This window comes from Paractinoplanes polyasparticus (genome assembly GCF_019710575.1).
GTDB classification, from domain to species: domain Bacteria; phylum Actinomycetota; class Actinomycetes; order Mycobacteriales; family Micromonosporaceae; genus Actinoplanes; species Actinoplanes polyasparticus.
Window position 1 is genome coordinate 1 of sequence record NZ_JAHWFK010000003.1, and the last position, 20,917, is coordinate 20,917.

18 protein-coding genes are annotated in these 20,917 nt (G+C 66.6%); 9 read left to right on the plus strand and 9 right to left on the minus strand.

Features of this window, described 5'->3' with window-relative positions; genetic code table 11:
- Positions 1–200 precede the first annotated feature (200 nt).
- A complete protein-coding gene (locus KXC43_RS05240; protein ID WP_221374789.1) occupies positions 201–524 on the plus strand; it encodes a hypothetical protein in 324 nt (107 codons plus the stop codon).
- A 202-nt stretch (positions 525–726) separates the two neighbouring features.
- On the opposite strand, the gene KXC43_RS05245 is transcribed toward KXC43_RS05240, so the two are convergent.
- The gene (locus KXC43_RS05245; RefSeq protein ID WP_221374790.1) at positions 727–1,347 is read right to left on the minus strand and encodes an HAD family hydrolase; all 621 of its coding nucleotides are present in this window, start codon (positions 1,345–1,347) and stop codon (positions 727–729) included.
- A gap of 358 nt (positions 1,348–1,705) precedes the next feature.
- Positions 1,706–2,293, minus strand: coding sequence for a hypothetical protein (locus KXC43_RS05250; RefSeq protein ID WP_221374791.1), 588 nt, complete (start codon positions 2,291–2,293; stop codon positions 1,706–1,708).
- Between the two features lie 233 nt (positions 2,294–2,526).
- Here KXC43_RS05250 and KXC43_RS05255 point away from each other — a divergent pair, with 233 nt between their 5' ends.
- Positions 2,527–2,973 (plus strand): SMI1/KNR4 family protein, encoded by a 447-nt coding sequence (locus KXC43_RS05255; RefSeq protein WP_221374792.1) that lies wholly within the window; start codon positions 2,527–2,529, stop codon positions 2,971–2,973.
- 165 nt (positions 2,974–3,138) lie between these two features.
- On the opposite strand, the gene KXC43_RS05260 is transcribed toward KXC43_RS05255, so the two are convergent.
- A complete protein-coding gene (locus tag KXC43_RS05260) occupies positions 3,139–3,729 on the minus strand; it encodes a hypothetical protein (protein ID WP_221374793.1) in 591 nt (196 codons plus the stop codon).
- Between the two features lie 149 nt (positions 3,730–3,878).
- Positions 3,879–4,169 carry a barstar family protein gene (locus tag KXC43_RS05265; RefSeq protein ID WP_221374794.1) on the minus strand — a complete coding sequence of 97 codons (291 nt, stop codon included), beginning with the start codon at positions 4,167–4,169 and terminating at the stop codon, positions 3,879–3,881.
- Between the two features lie 807 nt (positions 4,170–4,976).
- Here KXC43_RS05265 and KXC43_RS05270 point away from each other — a divergent pair.
- Positions 4,977–5,189: a hypothetical protein gene (locus tag KXC43_RS05270; RefSeq protein WP_221374795.1), complete on the plus strand. Its 213-nt coding sequence runs from the start codon at positions 4,977–4,979 to the stop codon at positions 5,187–5,189.
- A 744-nt stretch (positions 5,190–5,933) separates the two neighbouring features.
- Here the strand turns inward: KXC43_RS05270 and KXC43_RS05275 are convergent.
- The 3 genes from KXC43_RS05275 to KXC43_RS05285 all read right to left on the minus strand — a co-directional run bounded on the left by KXC43_RS05275 (position 5,934) and on the right by KXC43_RS05285 (position 8,226).
- Positions 5,934–6,620: a hypothetical protein gene (locus KXC43_RS05275; protein WP_221374796.1), complete on the minus strand. Its 687-nt coding sequence runs from the start codon at positions 6,618–6,620 to the stop codon at positions 5,934–5,936.
- A gap of 320 nt (positions 6,621–6,940) precedes the next feature.
- Entirely contained in the window at positions 6,941–7,351 is a 411-nt protein-coding gene (locus KXC43_RS05280; RefSeq protein ID WP_308128968.1) for a hypothetical protein, read from the minus strand.
- 71 nt (positions 7,352–7,422) lie between these two features.
- Positions 7,423–8,226 (minus strand): DUF1206 domain-containing protein, encoded by an 804-nt coding sequence (locus tag KXC43_RS05285; RefSeq protein ID WP_221374798.1) that lies wholly within the window; start codon positions 8,224–8,226, stop codon positions 7,423–7,425.
- Between the two features lie 134 nt (positions 8,227–8,360).
- On the opposite strand from KXC43_RS05285, the gene KXC43_RS05290 reads away from it, so the two are divergent.
- A complete protein-coding gene (locus tag KXC43_RS05290; RefSeq protein ID WP_221374799.1) occupies positions 8,361–9,431 on the plus strand; it encodes a hypothetical protein in 1,071 nt (356 codons plus the stop codon).
- 191 nt (positions 9,432–9,622) lie between these two features.
- On the opposite strand, the gene KXC43_RS05295 is transcribed toward KXC43_RS05290, so the two are convergent.
- Together KXC43_RS05295 and KXC43_RS05300 are read right to left on the minus strand one after the other, a co-directional pair.
- Positions 9,623–11,020, minus strand: a complete 1,398-nt coding sequence (locus tag KXC43_RS05295) for an RICIN domain-containing protein (protein ID WP_255643565.1) — start codon at positions 11,018–11,020, stop codon at positions 9,623–9,625.
- Positions 11,021–11,471: 451 nt separating this feature from the next.
- Positions 11,472–12,545 carry an NAD-dependent epimerase/dehydratase family protein gene (locus KXC43_RS05300; RefSeq protein WP_221374800.1) on the minus strand — a complete coding sequence of 358 codons (1,074 nt, stop codon included), beginning with the start codon at positions 12,543–12,545 and terminating at the stop codon, positions 11,472–11,474.
- A gap of 1,841 nt (positions 12,546–14,386) precedes the next feature.
- Between KXC43_RS05300 and KXC43_RS05305 the strand changes: the two genes are divergently transcribed.
- The 5 genes from KXC43_RS05305 to KXC43_RS05325 are packed head-to-tail and all read left to right on the plus strand — an operon-like array spanning position 14,387 to position 20,916.
- Entirely contained in the window at positions 14,387–15,658 is a 1,272-nt protein-coding gene (locus KXC43_RS05305; RefSeq protein ID WP_255643566.1) for a glycosyltransferase, read from the plus strand.
- On the plus strand, positions 15,655–17,175 hold the full coding sequence (locus KXC43_RS05310) for an ArnT family glycosyltransferase (RefSeq protein WP_221374801.1): 1,521 nt from the start codon (positions 15,655–15,657) through the stop codon (positions 17,173–17,175). Before KXC43_RS05305 ends, KXC43_RS05310 begins: the two co-directional genes overlap by 4 nt.
- On the plus strand, positions 17,172–18,329 hold the full coding sequence (locus KXC43_RS05315) for a glycosyltransferase (protein WP_221374802.1): 1,158 nt from the start codon (positions 17,172–17,174) through the stop codon (positions 18,327–18,329). The genes KXC43_RS05310 and KXC43_RS05315 overlap by 4 nt, the downstream gene beginning before the upstream one ends.
- On the plus strand, positions 18,326–20,401 hold the full coding sequence (locus KXC43_RS05320; RefSeq protein ID WP_221374803.1) for a galactose oxidase early set domain-containing protein: 2,076 nt from the start codon (positions 18,326–18,328) through the stop codon (positions 20,399–20,401). The genes KXC43_RS05315 and KXC43_RS05320 overlap by 4 nt, the downstream gene beginning before the upstream one ends.
- On the plus strand, positions 20,398–20,916 hold the full coding sequence (locus KXC43_RS05325) for a hypothetical protein (protein ID WP_221374804.1): 519 nt from the start codon (positions 20,398–20,400) through the stop codon (positions 20,914–20,916). Before KXC43_RS05320 ends, KXC43_RS05325 begins: the two co-directional genes overlap by 4 nt.
- The last annotated feature ends 1 nt before the right edge of the window (position 20,917 follow it).

Consider the following 20,917-nt stretch of genomic DNA (forward strand, 5'->3'; position numbering starts at 1 on the left):
AGCCCTCGCCAGCAGCTACCGGCGGACGTGACCCGGTGTGTCGCCGACCCGGTGAACGTTCGTGGCCACCGCACTAGCCAGCCACATCCACCAGCACAGACCGGGACACGGAGCAGTCTTGCCGCCTCGAGCGCGCATTATCGGCGGCAGAAGAGCGCACTCGATCTGACCTATGAGAAGATCCCGAGGTGTCTCATTCTGTGCCACGGACCGTCAAGGTCAACGCCGCCTCCTGCGGTATCTGTGGTAACCCGCTGGACGATTGTCATGGCGTTGATGGCCACAGCGGCGACGGGGGCGTGACCGGCAAGAGAGTCGAATATGTCGTTGTCGGTAAGCGCGGCGGCATCGCCGATTTTCGTGAGACCGACGGCGACTCGAAGGTACGCAGGACTGACGCGGCGACCTTGGCGTTTGAGCTAGGCGTCGATGAGTCGGCCCTTCCGGGATGCCGGTTCAGTTGCTGGGTGGAACGCGCAGAATACGGCGTGATCAGGAGCAACTTCACGCTCTCGGTGAAGTAATCCCGGGTTGCCGGGGACCCAACGGAGCCGCGCAACCGCCAGCCGCGCACGGCCAGCGGCATGAGAGTGCGCTCAATCTTGACTGCATCTAATCATTTGCCAGCGTGGTCCGCGGCGCCGGCGTTGCCCACCGGTCCGGCGAGAGGAAGCTGCAGGTTGCAACGGGTTCGCCGGGCAGCTGGTCGCCCTGCGCCCCGGCCTGCTACTCCGCGCGCGGGGGCGTGAGGAGGCCGCGCTGGGCTAATTCCGTCAGCAGTTGGTCATTGTCGCGGTAGTGGACCGTGGCGATGCCCGCCTCGGCGGCCCCGGCGAGGTAAGTGACTTTGTCGTCGACAAACAGGCACTGGTACGCGCGGCGGCGCACCCGCATCAGAACGGCGTCGAAGAACGACCTGTAAGGTTTGCGGCTACGAAGTTCGTGAGAGATCAAGATGCCCGCTATCGCCGGGTGTCCTGCGTAGAGCTGCCTAACCTTGGCTCCTCGGACGGCTTCCTGGTTGGTGGCTAGAAAGATCTGTGCCACAGCAATCTGCGGCAGACATTCGAGTAGCTGCTCGTTGACGGCGATGTTGCCGGTCACCCACCGGTCGAGGAACTGCTCAGCGCTAAGACCGGTCACGTGGCGGGGTAGCAACCGTCGGACGACATCGACCAAATCACCGTCGCCGACCAGCGTTCGCTCCTCGCCCGGATCCTGCAGCAGCTCTCGCTGAAACGCAAGGAAGCCCGACGCCCACCGGTAGTCGCGCTCAATCTCAACGATGAACTCAGGCCGCGGGAACTGCAGAACCCCGTCGACGTCCAGCAGCAGGGTGTCAATCACCTCAAGCACTGTACGTACGGTGCCGACAGGATGGACCGGCGTCACCGTACGTCAGCCGTAACGTCGTCTGTTCAGCGCATACCATGCGGCAAATGAGGTCACTCGATCTTGGTTATGGCAGCCGGGGACTGAGTCTTTCGCTACCACGCGCTGGTATGAACGCCACGTCAGTCGTCGCTGTGGCCGGAATCGTCGGCACCTTGGTCGGTACGGTTATCGGTCCAGCCATGACCGCGCGGCTGGCAAGCGGCAACGAGCATCGGGCTCGACTACGCGACGCTCGGACGAAGCCGTTCATCGAAATCAATATTGCGACGAGTGCCGCTGAACGTCGAGTGCCCAGGCACGGGGGCAGACGTCACTCGCCGTGTTGCTTCATTTTCTCGGCTGCAGTTGCCTGCCGTCGTGCAAGTGCTTCGCGCTCTTCCAACGTCATCGTCGCGACGTGGTCCTCCCAACGGAGCTGGGATTCAATCGTGGCGATCTCGAGACCGAAGGCGTCCCTCAGTGCCTCGTGCAGGTCAAAGGTGACCGCTCGCAGCGCCTGAGCCGTCTCCTGCACCGCGGCGACCGATGTGCCCGAAGTAGGAAGAGTGTGGTCACGACGCTTGCTGCGCATCAGCACTGGACCCTCGGGCCCACCGAAGGCCCATACATCGTGGATGAGACGGTTGCGCGCTTCACTGAGAGCTTTCGCTAAGCTGAGGATCTCCGTCAGCCTCGACCGTGCAGGTTCGGTGATCTCGCGATGCCGCTTCGCCACTGCGGCAGAGTTCTCTATCAGTTCACCGGCCATCATGCCGGCCGCGATCACCGCCGCGTACTTACTACCCACCAGCGCGCAGAGCGCGGCCCGAAGTTGCATCTCAAATGTCGACGCTGCGTCGACGAGCTCGCCGAGGGCGAGGTATCGGGCATTCGTGTCGGCCTGGCCTGCCAATTCCATCGGAGAAGGATCTCAGATCGCTTCCATGTAGCGGCTCTCGCCCCGCTCGTGCCGCTCACTCAAAAGTCGGCCACCACGGCCACCAAATCCCTCCGACGTAGAGCTCGGCTTAGGTCAAAGCAGCATGAATCACCACAGCGTGCGAGCGCGCGGATCGCGGCAGAAGCGGATGCGGAAGAGTGGCCCGAATGCGTCTGAGAGTCATACCGATTCGTCCATGCCATCCTGTATCGATGGAAGATCAAGACGATCGAGCTGCCGTTCTGCGCCTACTTACTCAGGCCGAGCGCGCACCAGAGCAGCCGACGCCCGGAGGCGCGAGCGAGAATGAGCTCGCCGATCTGGAGCGGCGGCTCGGAGGGCCCTTGCCTATGGAGCTTGTTGAGTGGCTGCGAATTTGCAAGGGAGAGGCTATCTGCGCTGGTGGTGTATTCGGAGCGCGGCCCGATCGGGAAAACCTTGATATCGCCGCACACCTCACCTTGCATCCGTATTGGCGAGAACTAGGCTGGCTGCCGGTGGCCGGTGATGGTTGCGGCAACTACTACGTATTTATCAACAGCGGCCGGCTTCGTGGCAAGGTGGCATTCGTCGACACGATGTCGGACCCGAACTCCGTCGAAGAGATTGCCGGGCCCAACTTATGGACGTTCTTGAGGTCTCTCCTGATGCGCGGGTGAGTGCACTCAACTCGGCACGAGCGTGCGTCGCACCACCTGAATAAATCCGTCACCCACTGTCAACGGCCGTTAATCGGAAAGCCTCACTGCCACAGTCGCACGCAGTCGGCGGCAGATGAGGGCGCGGACTGCTGCCAGCGTTTTCCGGACCTTGGAAGCGGCGGGTCAGGCCCAGCGCCACGCAGGAAAGCCACGTTCGAGGACTTCGGAGCATTCATGCCAGCGTTCCCTGGACGTGGCCACTGGGGCCACGATTGACGGTGCCGTCTTCGGATCCGCAGATTCGTTGTAGCCCCAAGCGAACGACGCCAGCAGCGTGATCGGCTCGGACCTGGATCGTAGAGGAACGGTGACGAGGAACGTGTCCGCACGCCATTCGAGGTGGTGGGCTCCGTTGAGGTTGTTGGACGGCGCGTCATAGATGGCCGCCGGGTAGCCATGGGCGAAGAACGGTGAGTCCGCCTCGGCCCAGACAGGCCCCGAGTCGACCTCGCTCGCGACCACCTCGTTGGCGTGGTCCCATGTGCGTCTGGTGTGAACGACTTGGATCCAGCCCGTCAGCTTTCGGTATCCAGCGCCTTCGTAGCTCACTGTCGCCGACATGCTCGGGTACCCCGCCGCCGTTTCAGGGCCGAACGGCAGACCAGGGAGAATATCGAACCCCGCATCAATTCCATTCACGACCTTCGTGACCAGGACACTGACCTGTCCATCGCGGTCGTGGTGCCGGAAGGGAATCTGCAACGCCACGGACATGCCCGCCATCGTAGGGCTGACCAGATGTCCTCCGCTCGACTTGAAGTTGCACAGGGACGAAACGCACTAGCGTCACAGCGCGTGGCCGCGCGCTCGACCCGACGTACACTCTCGGCGGCCATGAGAGGGCGCTGACTAGCGCCGGGACACTACCCGAGTTCGTACGTGAAACGGTCGGTCCGTTGGAAGGCCGCGTCCTGTTCGACGGTCTTCTGGAGTATCCGTTCGATGCGATCAAACGTCAGCGGGCCCATCGCGGCGCGGCTGGTTCCGGATGCAGCCCAATGCAAGTGGACAGGCCGCTCGACGTCGGCACTCAGCCGATCCCACAACGCGTCCAGGTTCGCGCCGTAGTGGCGGCCGAAGTCAAGCAAGGCCGCCAGCTCGCGGTGAAAGTCGCGCTCAGGCTTCACCCGGTTGCCATCGAGGACTACTTGCACCCGAGGATGCTATCGACCACGCTAGCGGCTCCCGCCGACGGTCGCACGCTCTCCGCGGCCAGAAAAGGATGCGCGATCTTGGAAGCAATTCCGTTGCTATGCCCGGTGGACCTCCGGCACCGTCGAGCAGAACGCGACTCGCGGCAGCTCGGTACACCTCGTACCGCCAACGGCGACCGTCCTCGAACGCGGCCCCGTCCAGGACCTACCCTACAAGGGGACGGGTGGCGGTCACATTCGTGAGGTTCTCCCCGAGCCAAACCGCCGCCCGTCTCAACTCCTCACGCCCAGCGCACCCTGGCCGCGCCTTGTCTGCGGCATGAGGGTGCACTCGTCACCTTCTCGGCAGTGCAGTTTGATGCTTACCGCCCCGCTGGCCACGCGCATGCCCGGCCAGCACTGGACCGCCTCGCTGCCATAGACGTGGATAGGCCGTAAATGATCCGGGCAACGGCAACGGCAACGGCAACGGCAACGCCGGCGACAACCAGCTCACAACGTCGACCCCACGGGTATGGCAAGCGGCGAGGCGGGTGTCAAGCTGTGCTACGTCGCGGGCGACGGCGACAGCGATCACCCATATCCCTATCTGGGTGGAACCCCCGCCGGTGCCGCCACCGGAGGAGGGTTCATGTTTTCGAACAGCGACGTCAGCGAAGGCTGGTCCGCGGAAGCCGGTTGCAGCGCAGGGTTCATCGCCAGCTCCTGCGGCACGTCCGGACTGAGCGATGGGATCGACACCTACGCATCAACTCTGAGGGCGATGCGGGAGTCAAGCACACCTTCGGCGCTTACTAGGAGAAACGAGTGGGCAGGGTAATCGCAGGCATCGTGCTGCTGACGGGCATTACCGCGATCGTGATGAACCGCCGGTTCGTTCCTCTCCCGGCCAGGAAGGGATCCGCCAACAGTACGCAGGTCAAGGTGTCTCGGGTCTTTGCCGTGATCGTCGGGGCGTTCCTCGCGGTCGTCGGGCTGTTGGGGCTCTTCGGCACGGACTTCCGAACCCTATTCGGCTGACCGGCCATTTTAGTGCGGTGACAGCCGCCGCTTCGGCGGCGGCTGTCACTGTGGCCCGTTGACCGGCTTGCTTTCTGGGGATCGAACGTCTCGTGGCGGGGCCGCATCGCCACAAGATCGCCGGTCTTTGGCTGTCGTGCCTCGGGGCGCTTCACGGCGTTCAGGCGGTAGATCAGCGCGAAACGGTTCGCCTTGCTTGGTCAAGACTGCCTGTTCGAAGTCGTAATTCTGGGCACCGATGACTGCACTACTCTCGGCAGTTCAGGACGGCGGCCGGCCGAGTGCGCAGACCACCGCGCGTGACGGCGCAGCGTTGCCGGCGCGCACGGACGGCGGCAAATCCGGATGCCGGCGTAGGGGTCCGCGGGGTTCAATTCGCAACTGTGGTGAAGGAGAAAGGCGGCGGTATTGCCGAGACGGAAGATCCTGGAAACGTGGGACCACGACCTTCCCGGCCTTGACGACGACCAGCTGCGCGCGCCTGATCATGGCGCAGGGAGCGCGAGCAGTCGTCGAACCGTTCACCGGGCCGGAACCCCAAGGCTCAACGCGATTGGCGGCAGCGCCGAGAGGCTGTTGAGTTCGAGGCGCAGGGAGCGTGGGCTGTTGTAGGCATACGGGTCGACGTAGCGTAACTCAGCTTGCCTCCCTGTGGCCGCTCTGCGACCAAATGTGTGCCCCTGAGCTGAGTGAGCGTCACACTTTCCGAGCCGCTTCGGGAAGGTGCAGCGGCGTTACGAAGGATCAACCCTCTGCCCGACGTTGCTCGGACTTCGCAGGATCAGAAGATGATGGCCTGGTGCGCCTTAATGGCGTTTCGAGGATAAGTGGAACGAGGATGTTCAATGCTGAGTGATATTCGGCGAGTAACCTGATCGGGTTCTGCAGCTCCCTGACAGAGAGTCCAGAGTGCTCTTTTCCCTCACAATCTCGGGCGTTTGCTGCGTATAGCCGTGGCGTCGCCCGGCCCACTAGCTGCATATACCTCACGGTCAGTAAGTCGTCGACCTTATGCCAAGCTTCAGCGGGCTCTTCCGTCTCGAAGAGCGCCCTCAACTTGGCCTCCGAGGCTGTACCGATCGAGCGACTCTTGAGGTACTGTGCGTCCAACACCAAGCGCACTTTTTTCAACTCCTGTCGAGATCCTCCATTCTTCGCCCGCCAGTAATGCTGAGTCGAAAGGTACAACTCGGCAGCAGCACTGAGCAATGGTGTCAGCAACTCCTGTCGCAGCTTGTTGTCCAGCTCGTGCCGCGCGTGCTGCAGCTCGAGGTCCTTCCGCCCATTCTCCGCTTTGTTCGACAATAACCATAGCAACCATCCGATGACGCCTGTGCCAACGATGGCACCGGCTATTGGACCCGCCGCCGAGACAAGCAATCGCTCGGACAAAGGCGGGGTTTCCGCGGCGAAAAACATTCCCATCAGCATCGCTACCCTCTCTCGTGCTCAATGGCATGGCCATAGTCACTCACGAGTCCAGGGATCGATCAGGCGGATGACCGACAGCCCTTCTGTCGGATCGAGGCCGGACTTGACCTGTATAGACTAGTGACGCGGCACGAGTGATCGGGTGTCCTCTCATCGGCACGATAGTGCGTCGGGCGCTCGCGAACGTGCGTCACGTGGCGTGACGGCTCACCGCCGGCAGTCGCGCGCGGTCAGGGCCCAATTCCGGATGCCGGCGCCGGACCTGCTTTCGTGGTTCAAGGTTCCCGAGACCCATTACGCTCTTGGCACCTTGTCAGCACTTAGTGGTCGCGGTACGCCGTCAAAGCCCTCCATAACCGCCGTCGCCAGCTCGTGCGCCGAGGGTGGAGGAATACTTCGATGTCGTCCAGCGCGTCGGTCACCGTGGCGGCCATGTGTGGGGTCGATCGACGTCGGTGGAGTGCTTCCACCACGCGGGCTTCGTCCAGCTGCCGATGAACTCTGGCCAGATGTCCCAGGCACGTCGCGGCCAGGGCGCTGACTTGGTGGTCGTCGTGCTGGAGGAGTTCCAGGTGAAGCTCCTGCAACTCTTTCCAGTCGCCCCGGTCGTAGAGGGCGGTGCCGACCATGGCATCGAGCGCCGTCGGCAGGTCACCGCGATCCAGCGCGGCTCGAACGTCGGCCGGTGCGGCGGGCGGTGGATTCTGGAAGACGCGATGCTCATACGACACCAATGCATCGTGCCATTGCGGAGGAACGCCGACGGGTCGGGCGGATTCAGGATCATCGGCGCGGGCGGGTCTCAGACCTTGCGGTAGCGGGCCTCCGCTACGGCGAACAATCCGTACGCGACGAAGCCGATCGCGGTCAGCAGCAGCAACCACATGCCGTAACTACGCTCGGACAACGCCCGCAGCGCGGCATCCAGGCCACGCGCCTTGTCCGAGTCGTACTGCACGGCAGCCACCACGAACAGCACCCCGGCGATGGCGTAGGCGATTCCCTTCGCGATGTAGCCCAGCATGCCCAGCCGACCGATCAGCCGACGCATCGCGGAAGTCATCTGTCCGACCTTCAGGTGCTTCTCGAATCTCCGGGTGAGGCCGACGACCGCCAGGCCGATGCCGATCCCGGTGACCACCAGCCCGGCACCGACGACGGTGAGCCGGCCCGGGCCGGAGCCGAGCAGGCCTTCGGTCGCGTTCTGCTGGGTGTCCGCGCTGGACGTGTTCTTGCCGCGCAGCACCTTCACGCCGTTCCAGGCCAGATAGAGATAGAACGCGGCGCGGACGGCGGACGCGGCACGCTCCAGGTGGCGGCGCACCGTGAAGATCTCGAGGATCTGCCAGACCGCCATCGCGACCAGGCCGATCACCATGATCACGATCAGCGCCGCACCGAAGGACTCCTCGGCGAGCTCGTGCATCGCGCCGGATTGGTCGCCGTCCGCGGTCCGGCCGCCGACGGCGATCTGCACGATCACGTAGGCGAACAGGAGATGGAGTACGCCGTACCCGAGGAAACCCGCGCGGGTCAGCCGTTCGAGCCAGGTGTTGCCGGCGGCGCGTGAGGCCGCGCCGCGGGCCTGCGAGGTTACGGAGGGCATCACCCAGCTTTGACCCGAGAGCGCTAGAACAAAACCTCCCCCGGTTCCCATTCAGGGGGATACGGGACGACGTCCAATGCGGCAGTTGTGCCATATTCAGTGGTTGGACGCCTGGCTCTTGAGATCCTACGATCATGCTGGTTGAGGTCCTTCTGGACTCCGAGATCAACGTGCACTACGGCTTTCTCACCCTGTGCAGCGCGCAGACCGAGGAGGATGACGACACCCTCGTCGACGCGTGGCGTGGGCAGGTGAACGGGCTGGTGGGTGCGGCGGTGCCGGAGATGCTGCGAATCCGGACCGATACCCATACCGGGCAGGTCGACGTGCGCATCGAGCTGCACGACGGCGAGCCGGAGCTCAGCAACGACTGGTCCGAAATAGTGGATGTCTGGTTCGCCAGCTGGGTCGACGACCTCACGCTGAGCGCGTTCGAGGAGTTCGCCGGGCCGGTTTCCCTGCCACCCGGCAGTTACCAGGTCCGCTGTGCCGCCGTCAGCGAACCCACGTCCGGGTCGAGTGCCGAGAAGATCCTGCTGCAATTCTGGCCGGCCGCCGGCACCGATCGCATCGTGCGGCAAACCGGCCAGATCGCGGCTGCTTGGCACCGCGACGGTCGCACTGCGCCGTGGACCGCCGCCGAGCTCTCTGCCCGCGTCGAGGAACTACGCCAGAACCGGGACCTCGACGACGAGGAGCCGGAAGACCTGCCAGCCGGTTGGCCTCATCACTATCTGCTGAGCAGTCTGGGGTGGTCCGGACAGGAGATCGGTGGAATCGACCCCGCCTTGGCCGCCCATCTCACAACGGCCGGGCCGGAGACACTGCGCCGTCTCGCCTGCTGGGCCGTTGAGCAGGCGCTCACCATGGCGGAGATTCGCGACCGGCCGGAAATCGACGAGGCCTTGGCTGCCGTCCGCCGCGGGATGGACCTGCCACCAGACCTGGTCATGTCCGGCGGACCTCTTGGCGAACTCCTCTACCCACAACTCGAATCCGAGGACCCTGAGGCTGTCGAGCAATTTCGCCGAGCGGTCGTCCGGCGGCAGGCCGTGAAACTACTGTCCCAAGCTGCCGCGCCACCGGATCTGGAGAGAACCTGCTCGATCCTGCTCGCTGCCGGCCGCTTGACCGGCGGTAGCCCCGACTGGATTGTCGCCGCCGTCCGTCAGGTCTTTCCTCATCTCATACCGGCCGAGCGCTGACGGTCATCGTTGCGGAGGTCCCGCTGTGCCCATCCGGACCAACGGTCTGGTCAGCGTAGGTCAACGCGTCGACGATCGGTCTCCGGCCGCCACCCGCGCACAGGCCATGAACCGCTTGCGCCTCGGCTTACGCAGGGTGGCCCCCGGCAGCGGTGGTCCGACCGGTCAGCGGCCGGACCACCGTCGATCATTCAGGAGAACTGCGCGAAGAACCGCCAGATCTCGCCCTTCGTCCAGGTCGTGACGCCGCTCTCGGCATACGTTCCCTCCACGGGACCGGGCATGTGCCCGTTGTCGTACGCCGCCCACTGCACCGGGTAGCCGGCCCGGCAACCCGAGTACGTGGTGGTGATGTGCGTGCGACTGCCGGCTGCGGGCTCACGCGGGCTCTGCGCCGTGCACCCGTTGTTGCGCACGAAGGTGTCCCGCAGCCCCCGTCCCTGCGCGATGGGCAGTACGTTGTCCGAGATGCCGTGGAGGCCGAAGTAGGCGATCGGCTGCGTACCGCCGCTGCATCCGCTGATCTGCCCGCCGGAGATCACCGCGACGGCCCGGAAAACGGTGGCCCGGGCGCAGGCCAGCGCGTAGCTCATTCCGCCACCCCAGCTGAAGCCGAGTGCGAACCGTTGCCGGGGGTTGACGCAGAGGCTGCTCTCGATCCGGGTGATCATGTTGTCGACGAACGTCACGTCCTCACCGCCGGCGTTGCCCCAGCCGTTGCCAAGACCCTGCGGCGCCACCAGGACGGCGCTGTTGTTGGACTGTTCCTGTTGGCCGTAGTAGGACCACGCGGCGCCGCTGGTCCCGCCGGAGGAGATCTCCTGCATGGTGCCGCCGCGCCAGTGGAAGCCGAAGATCAGCCGGTACGGCTGGCTGTTGTTGTAATTGGCGGGCACCCGCAGGATGAATTGCCGGCTCTTGCCGCCGCTCTGGATCGTGTAGGTGCCGCTGGCCAGGGTAGGCGCCTTGCCGCAGCCGGAACTCCCACCCGGCGCCGGCGTCGTGGGGTCGGTCCCGCCGTCGGTACGCACCAGCTGCCACTGCTGGTTGGCGCCGCTCCAGTCGGCGTACTGCACAATGGCGGCGTTGTCCGCTGTGGACGCCCCCTGCACCTCGACGGCCTTGCCACTGTGCTGGGCCAGCAGCCGGACATGGCCGCCGTCCGAGTCGGCCAGCCGGAACTGCTGGTTCGTCCCGTTGTTGTCCGACCACTGCACGACAGCGCCGCCGTCCGCGGTGGAGCGGTTCGCGACGTCCAGGACCTTGCCGGAGCTCCGCGACTTGATCCGGTAGTAGCCACCGCCCGAGTCGACGAACTGCCACTGCTGGTTGGCGGCGCCGGTGCGGGTCCACTGGGTGATCCGCGCGCCGTCGGTGGTGGCCGACCCGGAGAGGTCCAACGCCTTGCCGCTGTTGCGGTTCACCAGGGTGTACCAGGCGTTTGTGTCGATCGTCGCCGCGTTCGCGGGAGCCGCGACCACCGCGACGAGCGTGCCGATCGTCATCGCCGCTATGGTCGCGGCGGCCATGACGGTGCGCCGGGGCCGTCTCAGGGCCGATTCGGTACGGGGTTCACCCGTGGCTCTCATGAGTCCACTCCTTACGGATCGGAGTCACCCGCGCGCGGCGGAACCCGCGCGGTGACGATCACAGGCGCCACTGCCGAAAGGGCACGCTGACACCCTGGGGATTGTGCGTGAAGTTAACGCTAACGACATCGATACGTCAAAGATGATTGTCGATGAACCATGATCTCGGATCATCTACATATCGGCGCATAACCATATTTTCAGCCGAGTTGGCGGGTCAGTTTCGCATGATCCGGAAGAACTCATCCCAGGGTTCACGGACGCCGAGCGGTGGAACATTGTGAACGCTTACATCGACGAGCACGACGAGACGCACCGGTGCGCCTCCCCGTTGCTCCGATGGCCGCCGAACATCGTGAGGACTACCCCCGAGACGAAAGCGACAGCCAGAAACCATCGATGGGCCGCGCCGACCGCAGCGGCATCCATTGGTCCGGCCAAGCGATGATTGTCAGATCGACGGACGCGCGTCGGTCCGGAGCCAGCTGTCTTCTGCCGCATAGTCGAACCACATCGCCGTCGCCTCCGGGGAGATGCCTGATGGCGTCCATGCGGGATGCCGGGCGACTTGGTCGATCATCCGGCTGATCTCGTCGGTGACTGTGGCCGCGTAGTCGCCCACCGGCCGGTATCCCAGCGCCTGCCCGGCACTGGTGTCCAGGACGATCGGCGGGATCCGGTGCCAGGGGTGCCTGCCCAGCCGCGGCGGCGCGTCCTCGTCGAGGAACACTTCGTGCCATGTGTGTCCGGCCAGGGCGGCGATCAGGCGCGAGATCGTCAACCCGTCGGGGACGTCCGGGTCGGCTGCGTTGAGAATTCGGCGCCCCGGCTGTTCCGCGACGACCTCGACGAGAGCGGCAATGTTGACAGCTGCTGATGGATGGTCGGCCCCCTTGCCGTGGCCGGCAAGCAGAAGCGCCGGCCGGCGGTCCAGGGCACGCTTCACGAAGTACCACTCTCGCGGTGGTGCAGCGCCTTCGCCGTGCACCTTCGATGGTCGCAGCACGGTTACCGGCAGGCCGCTGTCGAGCAGGACGAGTTCGGCGGCGACCTTGTTGGCCCCGTATCCCTGCGGTGAGTTGTACGGCATATCGCCTGGCTTCAGAGTGGCTTGCTGTTCGGTCACCGCTGCGTCGAACCGGGGCGGTGCAGCCGAATTGACGTGGTTGCCCTCGCCGTCGACGTATACCGCCTTGCTGGAGATCATCACCGTGGAGCTGACGTCGCGGATCAAGGGGAGGAGCAGCCGCGCCTGAGCGGCGGTATAGCAGGCGCAGTCGACCAGAAGATCACGCCCATCCTCCACGGCCGCCGCCAGACCGGCGGGATCGTCGTGATCCACCAGCACCAAGTGACCCCCGCCGGCTGCCAGATCAGCAGGCATGCGCCGCGGATCACGACCAGTCACAGTGACCTGCCAGCCGGCCGAGAGCAAACGACGTGCCACGGCGCGACCGATCAACCCCGTGCCACCGATGACCAGCGCAGACCGCACTTCCGACCCCCAACCGGCGTGGCCCGGCATACCGCACCTTGTCCAGCCGATCCTATTCGAGCGGCTGCCACTCGAGAGTCAGCCCGGAATCCCGCAGCGGCATGGCGGTGGCCGCCTCAGCCAGCACTCTGGCCATCCGCACATCGTCACATCGAGTTCGGGCCGCCCGGCGTGCGTCACGCCGCGTACGTATCCCCCACCGCGAGCACCTCCCAATCTGGAGGCGAGCCCTCATGATCCGGTCCGCGTGACGGCTCACCGCCGGCCGTCGCGCGTGTTCGGCGGCAAATAGGGGCGCCTCATCATGCATCAGTGGTTCAGCGACGGTGGTATCCGATTGTCCGGGGCGGCAGCGCAATTCGTCGACGTCGCCCTGCTCTCGCAGAAGCCCGACCAGCTGTCCGGCCGCGAACCATTCGCCCGCGGCGGCGCGGCGGCGGCTGGCTCTACTGATCAATCCTCGCCAGAGAAGCGTTCCAGGGGCGGACTGTCGGGTGGATACGGGTGCACCCCCGGGAAGGCGCGGTGCCGCTCGATGACTGACCAGCACAACAGCGGCATGACTGTGCGACCGATCGTGTTACCGGGCAGGTGGCAGGGCAGGGCGTGACGAAGCCCGGAACAAGAATGGAACGCCCACCCCGGTAGCGGAGTCGGAAAATACTCGTGAGATAATAATTGCGTCGTCGGGAATACAATTCGTTCCCCACATCACCAGCATAGCTGAGCCTGTTGGGCCCTTGCTGGTTTTCGCGTCCCGTTTGAACTCTGCCTTCACATTTCCCGGAAACGCTGGATCGTGGCCTGCCCGGCCCGCACATTGATCCTCGTCCAGCAGCCGTCGAAGGCATCGGGGGAACGGTCTTTTGAAACTGCACGCGATATTTCGAATGCTCACCATCGCGAGATCCGGAGCGCTGCGGCGAGCGTCCGTCGGGACGGAGCCGTCGCGGGAGATCGCACTCAAGGTCAGACGCGAGGAGGAACGGCAGCGGCTTCGATGAGAATCGTGGCACGCGTAGGAAACGAGGATCCCGCTCGGGCGACGCCGACCACCGTGCGCACGATCGTCACACCTGGGCCGAGGCCATGCCCGGGCAGGCTGCGCCGCGGCGTGGCGGTGGCCGGCCGCGCCGCCGGGACGGTCGATCCGACGCCGAGTCGCCGATTCGCCGGACTTCGACGCATCCGCTCGGCGTGCGGTGGATCTACCCGCACGCCGAGAGGCACCGAAGTGTCTTGAGTCAAGGAAATTGCCCGGGCCGGCGTTGGGCATGGCGGCCACCACACCGCACGCCCCAGCCGCGCTGCGCAGGGCGACGGTCGTCATCGGACGACGGTGGCGCACAGTGGCGCCGGACGGCCTGCGGCACGACGGCCGAGTTCCGGACAGGCGAGGACGGTCTCGATCGAGGTCGACGTCCACCATCTGCTGACAGCGCCAGAGACCCCGCCGCACAGGAGGCTGAAATCGCGTTCTGACCGAAGTGAAAACGGGTACGGTCCGTGACTCGGACAACAGCCCGGCCTGCGCCGTATCCCTTGCAGCCGATTGATCAAAACGTCGAAAGTTTCCACGGTTCACCACTGTGGACTCAACGCGTCGCGGCGGTAACACGTCGGAAGCAAAGGTTCGGCGGATCGGGCCGTTGTGTCGCAATCCCTTGTGCGGTAAGGGTTTCGGGCGACCGATCGGCCGGAAAGAAGATGGGATGCCCGGTTCCTTGTTGCGGTCCTATTTCTGATTGGATAACGCTTCCGTGCGGGCTGTAAAACCCACGACAGTCCACTTGATAGGTACGAGGCTATTCCGGTTAGGGTCTTTCTCGTACGGCAGGGGTACGCCTGCCGAGGAAATCGGGGAAGAGGCCATGACATTGGCTGCCGTCGTCATGATTTTTGTTTCTCTGGTGCTCGCGGCGTTCGCCGCGGTCACGTTGTGGTGGACCATGCACGCCTGGCGCACGCCGGAGACCCTGGCCGGCACCCGCTTCGCCCCGCCCGACGGGGAGCAGCACCTGACGTTCTCGTTGCTGTTGCCGGCCCGGCACGAGACCGCCGTCCTCGAGCACACGGTCGAGCGGCTGCTGCGCTCCACTCACGAGGGTTTCGAGATCATCATCATTGTGGGGCACGACGACCCGGAGACCGCCGAGGTCGCGAACCGGGTCGCCCTGGGCGCGCCGGGGCGGATTCTCGTGGTGACCGACCACAACGAACAAAAGAACAAGCCTCGCGCGCTGAATACCGCGTTGCCTTACGTACGCGGTGATGTGGTCGGGGTCTTCGACGCGGAGGACCAGGTGCATCCGCTGCTGCTGGAGCACGTCGACCACGCGTTCCGGGCCACCGACGCCGACGTCGTGCAGGGTGGCGTCCAGCTCATCAACTTTCACTCCAGTTGGTACAGCCTGCAGAACTGCCTCGAGTACTTCTTCTGGTTCCGCAGCCGGCTGCACCTGCACGCCAGGAAGGGGTTCATCCCGCTCGGCGGCAACACTGTCTTCGTCCGCTCCGACGTGCTGCGCCGGGCCAACGGGTGGGACGGCACCTGCCTCGCCGAGGACTGCGACCTGGGGGTGCGGCTCTCCAGCCGGGGTGCGAAGGTCGTGGTCGCGTACGACGCCACGATCGTCACCCGCGAGGAGACGCCGGGCTCGGTGACCGCCCTGCTCAAGCAGCGCACCCGCTGGCACCAAGGGTTCCTGCAGGTGCTCCGCAAGGGCGAGTGGCGCCGGCTGCCCACCTGGCGGGCCCGGATGCTCGCCCGCTACACGTTGACCAGCCCGTTCCTGCAGGCGTTCTCCGGTGTGGTGATCCCCCTCGGGGTGGCCGTCGCGATCTGGGCCCAGCTGCCGGTCTTCGTCGCGCTGGTGACCTTCCTGCCGGTGCTGCCGATGGCGGCCACGCTGATGTTCCAGATCGTCGGCCTGCACGACTTCGGCCGGCAGTACGACCTTCGGATCCGCTGGCACCACTACGCCAAGCTGGTGCTCGGGAGTTTCCCGTACGCGCTGGTGTTGTCGACGGCCGCGCTGCGAGCCGTGTGGCGGGAATACACCGGCAAGCGCAACTGGGAGCTGACGACCCACGTCGGCGCGCACCTGAGCGCCACGCGGCCGGCCACCGAGGTGGCGGCATGACCGTTCTGGAGCTCGTCAAGCCGGCACAGGAAGAACCGGTTCAAGCCCCCAGGGATCGCAGCGATCTTTACCTGTCCGTGGGGCTGACGACGGTGGTCCTCGCGTTGCTCGCGTGGAACATCACCGGCTTCCCGACGGCCAGCGACGACGAGGGCACCTATCTCGCGCAGGCCTGGGCGGTGCAGCACGGCAAGGGCCTGGCCCACTACACCTACTGGTACGACCACCCGCCGCTCGCCTGGATCCAGCTGGCCGCAGGCTCCTGGCTGCCAGGCCTGATCGCCCCGAGCCTGATCGCGGTGGCCGCGGGCCGGATAGCCATGCTGCCGCTGCAGGCCGCCGGGCTGCTGCTGGTCTACGTGGTCGGGCGCCGGATGGGCCTGCCGCGCTGGGCAGCGGCGGTCGGGCTGCTCACGTACGGGCTCTCGCCGCTTTTTCTCACCATGGGCCGGCAGATCTATCTGGACAGTTTCGCCGTGGTGTGGCTGCTCGCCGCGCTGGCCCTCGCGCTCTCGCCGCGCAAGCACCTCTGGCACTTCGCGGCAGCGGGCGCGGCGGCCGCGATCGCGGTGCTCTCCAAGGAGACGATCCTGCTCATCCTGCCCGCCGTGCTGGTGGCGATGTGGCAGAACACCGCGCGCAGCACCACGCGCCCGTGGGCGTTCGGCGCGTTCGCCAGCGGCCTGGTGCTGGTCGGTTGCTTCTATCCGCTCTACGCGCTGCTGCGCGGCGAACTGTTCCCGGGCGAGGGGCACGTGTCGCTGATCGGCGCCGTCCAGTTCCAGTTGGGCTCGCGCTCCGGCTCGGGCAGCATCTTCGAGGCGGGCTCGGGCGCGAACTCGCTGGTGCGCTCGTGGCTCTACTACGACAGCGTCATCCTGGTCGCGGGCATCGCCGCGACCATCGCCGGCCTGGCCATCCGCCGGCTGCGCCCGGTCTCGGTGGCCGGCGCGATCCTGATCCTGGTGGCCCTGCGCCCGGGCGGTTACCTGCCTGCCATGTACGTGGTGCAGGTGCTGCCCTTCTTCGCGCTGGCCGTCGCGGGCGTGCTGGCCTGGACGATCGGGCGGCTCGACCGCTGGTTCAAATGGGGTGCGATCGCCCTCGCCGTGGTGCTGGCCGCCACCGTCGTGGCGCCGCGCTGGTACGTCGGCGACCGCCGCGCGCTGACCGCGAACGACAACGCCGCGTACGTCCAGGCCGCCGAATATCTGCGCGCCCAGCCGCCGTCCACGGTCGTCGTCGACGACGTGCTGTGGCTCGACTGCGTCAACGCCGGCTACCCCGAGCAGCGGGTGATCTGGTTCTACAAGCTCGACCTCGACACCGAGGTCGCCGCCCGGCTCCCCGGCGGCTGGCGGGACGTCGACTACATCGTGTCCACCCCGGCCGTACGACAGGACCCGGGCACCCTGCCGACCGTGACCGCCCTGCTCGAGAACTCCACCGTGATCGCGTCGTTCGGCCCGGCCGACGGCCTCATCGAGATCCGCCAGGTCCTCAAGGAGCCACAATGACCATCACCCCGGTACGGGCGACGATGCGGGGCACGCTGGGCGAGTTGCCGGTGAGCACGGCCCTCGAGCAGACCGTCGTGGTGCCCACCTACAACGAGCGCGACAACATCGGGACCCTGCTGGAACGGCTCGCCGCCGCCCTGCCGCACGGCGGGACCGAGATCCTCTTCGTCGACGACAGCACCGACGACACACCGGCCGTGATCTCGGCCGCCGCCGCGGACTGCCCGATCTCCGTACGCCTGATTCATCGCGAGCACGCGACCGGCGGCCTCGGCGGCGCGGTGGTCGAGGGCATGCGGGCCGCCCGGGGCGAGTGGATCGTGGTGATGGACGCCGACCTGCAGCACCCGCCCGAGGTGGTTTCGACGCTGGTGGGAGCCGGCCGGCGCGACGGCGCGGACCTGGTGATCGGCAGCCGGTACGCCGGGGGCGGCAGCAGCCGGGCCGGGCTCGACGGCGGCTACCGGCGCATCGTGTCGGGCGGTTCCACCGTCGTCACCAAGGTGATCTTCCGGAACAACCTGTTGCAGGTGAGCGACCCGATGAGCGGGCTCTTCGCGATCCGGGCCAGCTCGCTGGAGACCGAGGAGCTGCGCCCGCTCGGATACAAGATCCTGCTCGAGCTGATCGTGCGCAACCGGCCCGGCCGCATCGTCGAGGTGCCGTACGCCTTCCAGCCCCGCCACGCCGGGGAGTCCAAGTCGAGCGTGACCGAGGGGCTGCGCTTCCTCAAGCACCTGGCGATCCTGCGGTTCGGCGCCAAGCGGGCCCGGATGCTCGTGTTCGCGCTCATCGGCATCTCGGGGCTGCTGCCCAACCAGTCGGCGCTGTGGTTCCTGCACGACGTCGTGGGCGTGCACTACCTGCCGGCCGCTGTCGTCGCCAACCTCCTCGCGGTCGGGTGGAACTTCCTGCTGACCGACGCGCTGCTCTACCGCGACCGCCGGCAGCATCGCAGCTTCGCCGGGCGGATCAGCCGGTTCTTCGTGCTCGGCAACGCCGACCTGCTGCTGCGGGTGCCCCTGCTGGCGCTGCTCGTCTCGGGCCTGCACGTCGGGGTGCTGATCGCGAACCTGCTCACGCTGCTGGTCTCGTTCGTGGTGCGGTTCCTGATCCTGGACGGCGTCATCTACCGGGCGCGACGCCCATGACCCCACGGCCCTGGCTCAGCCGGCGCAACCGCCGGGACCTCGGAGTCACGCTGATCCTGTCGCTTCTGCTGCTGCTCGCGCTGCCTACGCTGCCGGCCGCGGCGGGCGCCAATCTGGTCGCGAACGGCGGCCTCGAGTCGGTCGGCGCGGACGGCTTCCCGGTGTGCTGGGAACGCTCGGGGTGGGGCGACTCGCCGTACACGTTCGACGTGACCGCCCAGGCCCACACCGGCGCCAGGGCCATGCAGATCACGCTGGCTCAGACTACGGCCGGCGACCGCAAGGCGATGATGCTGGAGAACCCGTCCTGCGCGCCGAACGTGTCGCCGGGCCACCAGTACGACCTGAGCGTCTGGTACACGACGACCACCCCGAACACGGCGATGACCGTGTTCCGCCGCGACGTCGCGCAGGGCTGGGTCTACTGGACCGATCTGGCCAGCCTGCCGGTCACCTCGGCCTACCAGCAGCAGACCGTACGCACCCCGCAGGTCCCGCCCGGCACCGACCAGATCGTCTGGGGCGTCACCCTCTACGGCGCCGGCACCCTGCGCACCGACGACTACCGGATGGAGGACGTCACGCAGCCCTCCCCCGGCACGACCGCCTGCACCGCGGGCGCGGCCTGCACGAAGGGCGCCTGGCAGGTCATGCCGTTCGACACACCCGTACGGGCCATTCACGCCGTCGTTCTGCACAACGGCGACGTGTTGCTGGTCGCGGGCTCGGGCAACAACCTCGACGACTTCGCGGCCGGCACCTTCAAGACCGCCGTCTACCGCCCGTCCACCGGCGCCTTCTCGAACGTGGCGACGCCGGCCGACCTGTTCTGCGCCGGGCACGTGCAACTCTCCGACGGCCGGGTGCTGGTGATGGGCGGCAACAAGGACTATCCGTCGGCCGACGGGACGGTCGGTTACAAGGGACTGCGCGACTCGTTCGTCTTCGACCCGGCGACCAGCAGCTACGAGCGGGTCAACGACATGTCGGCCGGCTCCTGGTACCCGTCGGCGACGATCCTCGGCAACGGCGACGTGATCTCGCTCGGCGGGCTCAACGAGGACTCCTCGGGCATGGTCGCCACGCAGTACTTCGACGCGAGCGAGGAACGCTGGCTCGGCCTGGGCGAGGCCAACCAGACCTGGAGCTTCTGGGGTCTCTACCCGTCGATGATCCTCATGCAGGACGGCCGGCTGTTCTACACCGGCAGCCACGTCTTCGGCAACGGCCTGCCCGGCACGGGGGCGTCCATCTACGACTACGGGGCGAACACCATCACGCCCGTGCCCGGCCTGCAGAACAAGGACGAGCGCGACCAGTCGATGAGCGTGCTGCTGCCACCCGCGCAGGACCAGCGGGTGCTGACCCTCGGCGGCGGCAACATCGACACCAACCCGGACGCGAACCGCTTGACCGACCTGATCGACCTCAAGCAGGCAGCCCCGGTCTACACGGCCGGCCCGCTGCTGCCGACCGGCGTCGGCCAGACTGCCACCCAGGGCAAAATGTACGTGTCGGCGGTGCTCCTGCCCGACGGCAAGGTCTTCGAGACCGGCGGCGCCCTGCACAACCGGGCCGATCCGGTGTTCGAGGCGTCGATGTTCGACCCGGTGACCGACACGTTCACGGCCGGCCTGGCCACCGACCCGGTGCCGCGCGGCTACCACTCGTCGGCGTTCCTGCTGCCCGACGGGCGGGTGATGGCAGTCGGCAACAATCCCGGTGACGGCACGTTCGACACGCGCGTGTCGGTCTATTCGCCGCCCTACCTGTTCCGGGGCGCCCGCCCGCAGATCCTCACCATGCCCGACAACACCTGGGCGTACGGAAGCGCGAACACCATCACGGTCGACGGCCCGATTCTGAAGGCGGAACTGATCCGCCCGGCCGCCGTCACGCACTCCAGCGACCCGAACCAGCGCTTCGTCGACCTGCCGATGACCGTCACCGGCAACACGATCGCCCTGAACCTGACGAGCAACCCGAATCTGGCCCCGCCCGGCTGGTACATGCTCTTCGTGGTCGGCGCGAACGGCGTCCCGTCGGTGGCGAAGTGGGTGAAGGTCGGATGACCGCCCGGCGCGCGTCCCTGCTCCTGATCGCCGCGGTCGCGGTGGTCGCGACCCTCCTGCTCCTGTTGCGCCCGGGGCCGGCCGCACCGGTCGAATCGGGATTGCAGGCCCCCTCGGCGTGGTCGGCGCCACCGGCCCCGTCATCCGAGACGCCGGCGGCGCCGGCTCGGGTCAGCCCGCCGCCTGGCACCACTCGTCCGCCGGCCGCGACGGCCGCTACCGTTGCGGCCGGCGGGCCCCCGGCGCCGTTGGTCCAGACCTTCGCCGGGCAACCCGGCGTCCGCCCGCTGCCCGCACGGCCGTCGCCGACCGCACCGATGCCAGTGCCGGCCCATGTCGACGGCTGCGACCGCGCGTACGGCACGCGCGCGCAATGCGTGCCGTGGACCTTCCCGCCGAACGTGACCGACAAGTGCGCCTGGCTGGCCGCCAACGGCTTCACCGGGCTGACGGTCCGCTCCCCCGACCGGCACCGCCTCGACCCCGACCGCAACGGCACCGCCTGCGATTCCTGAG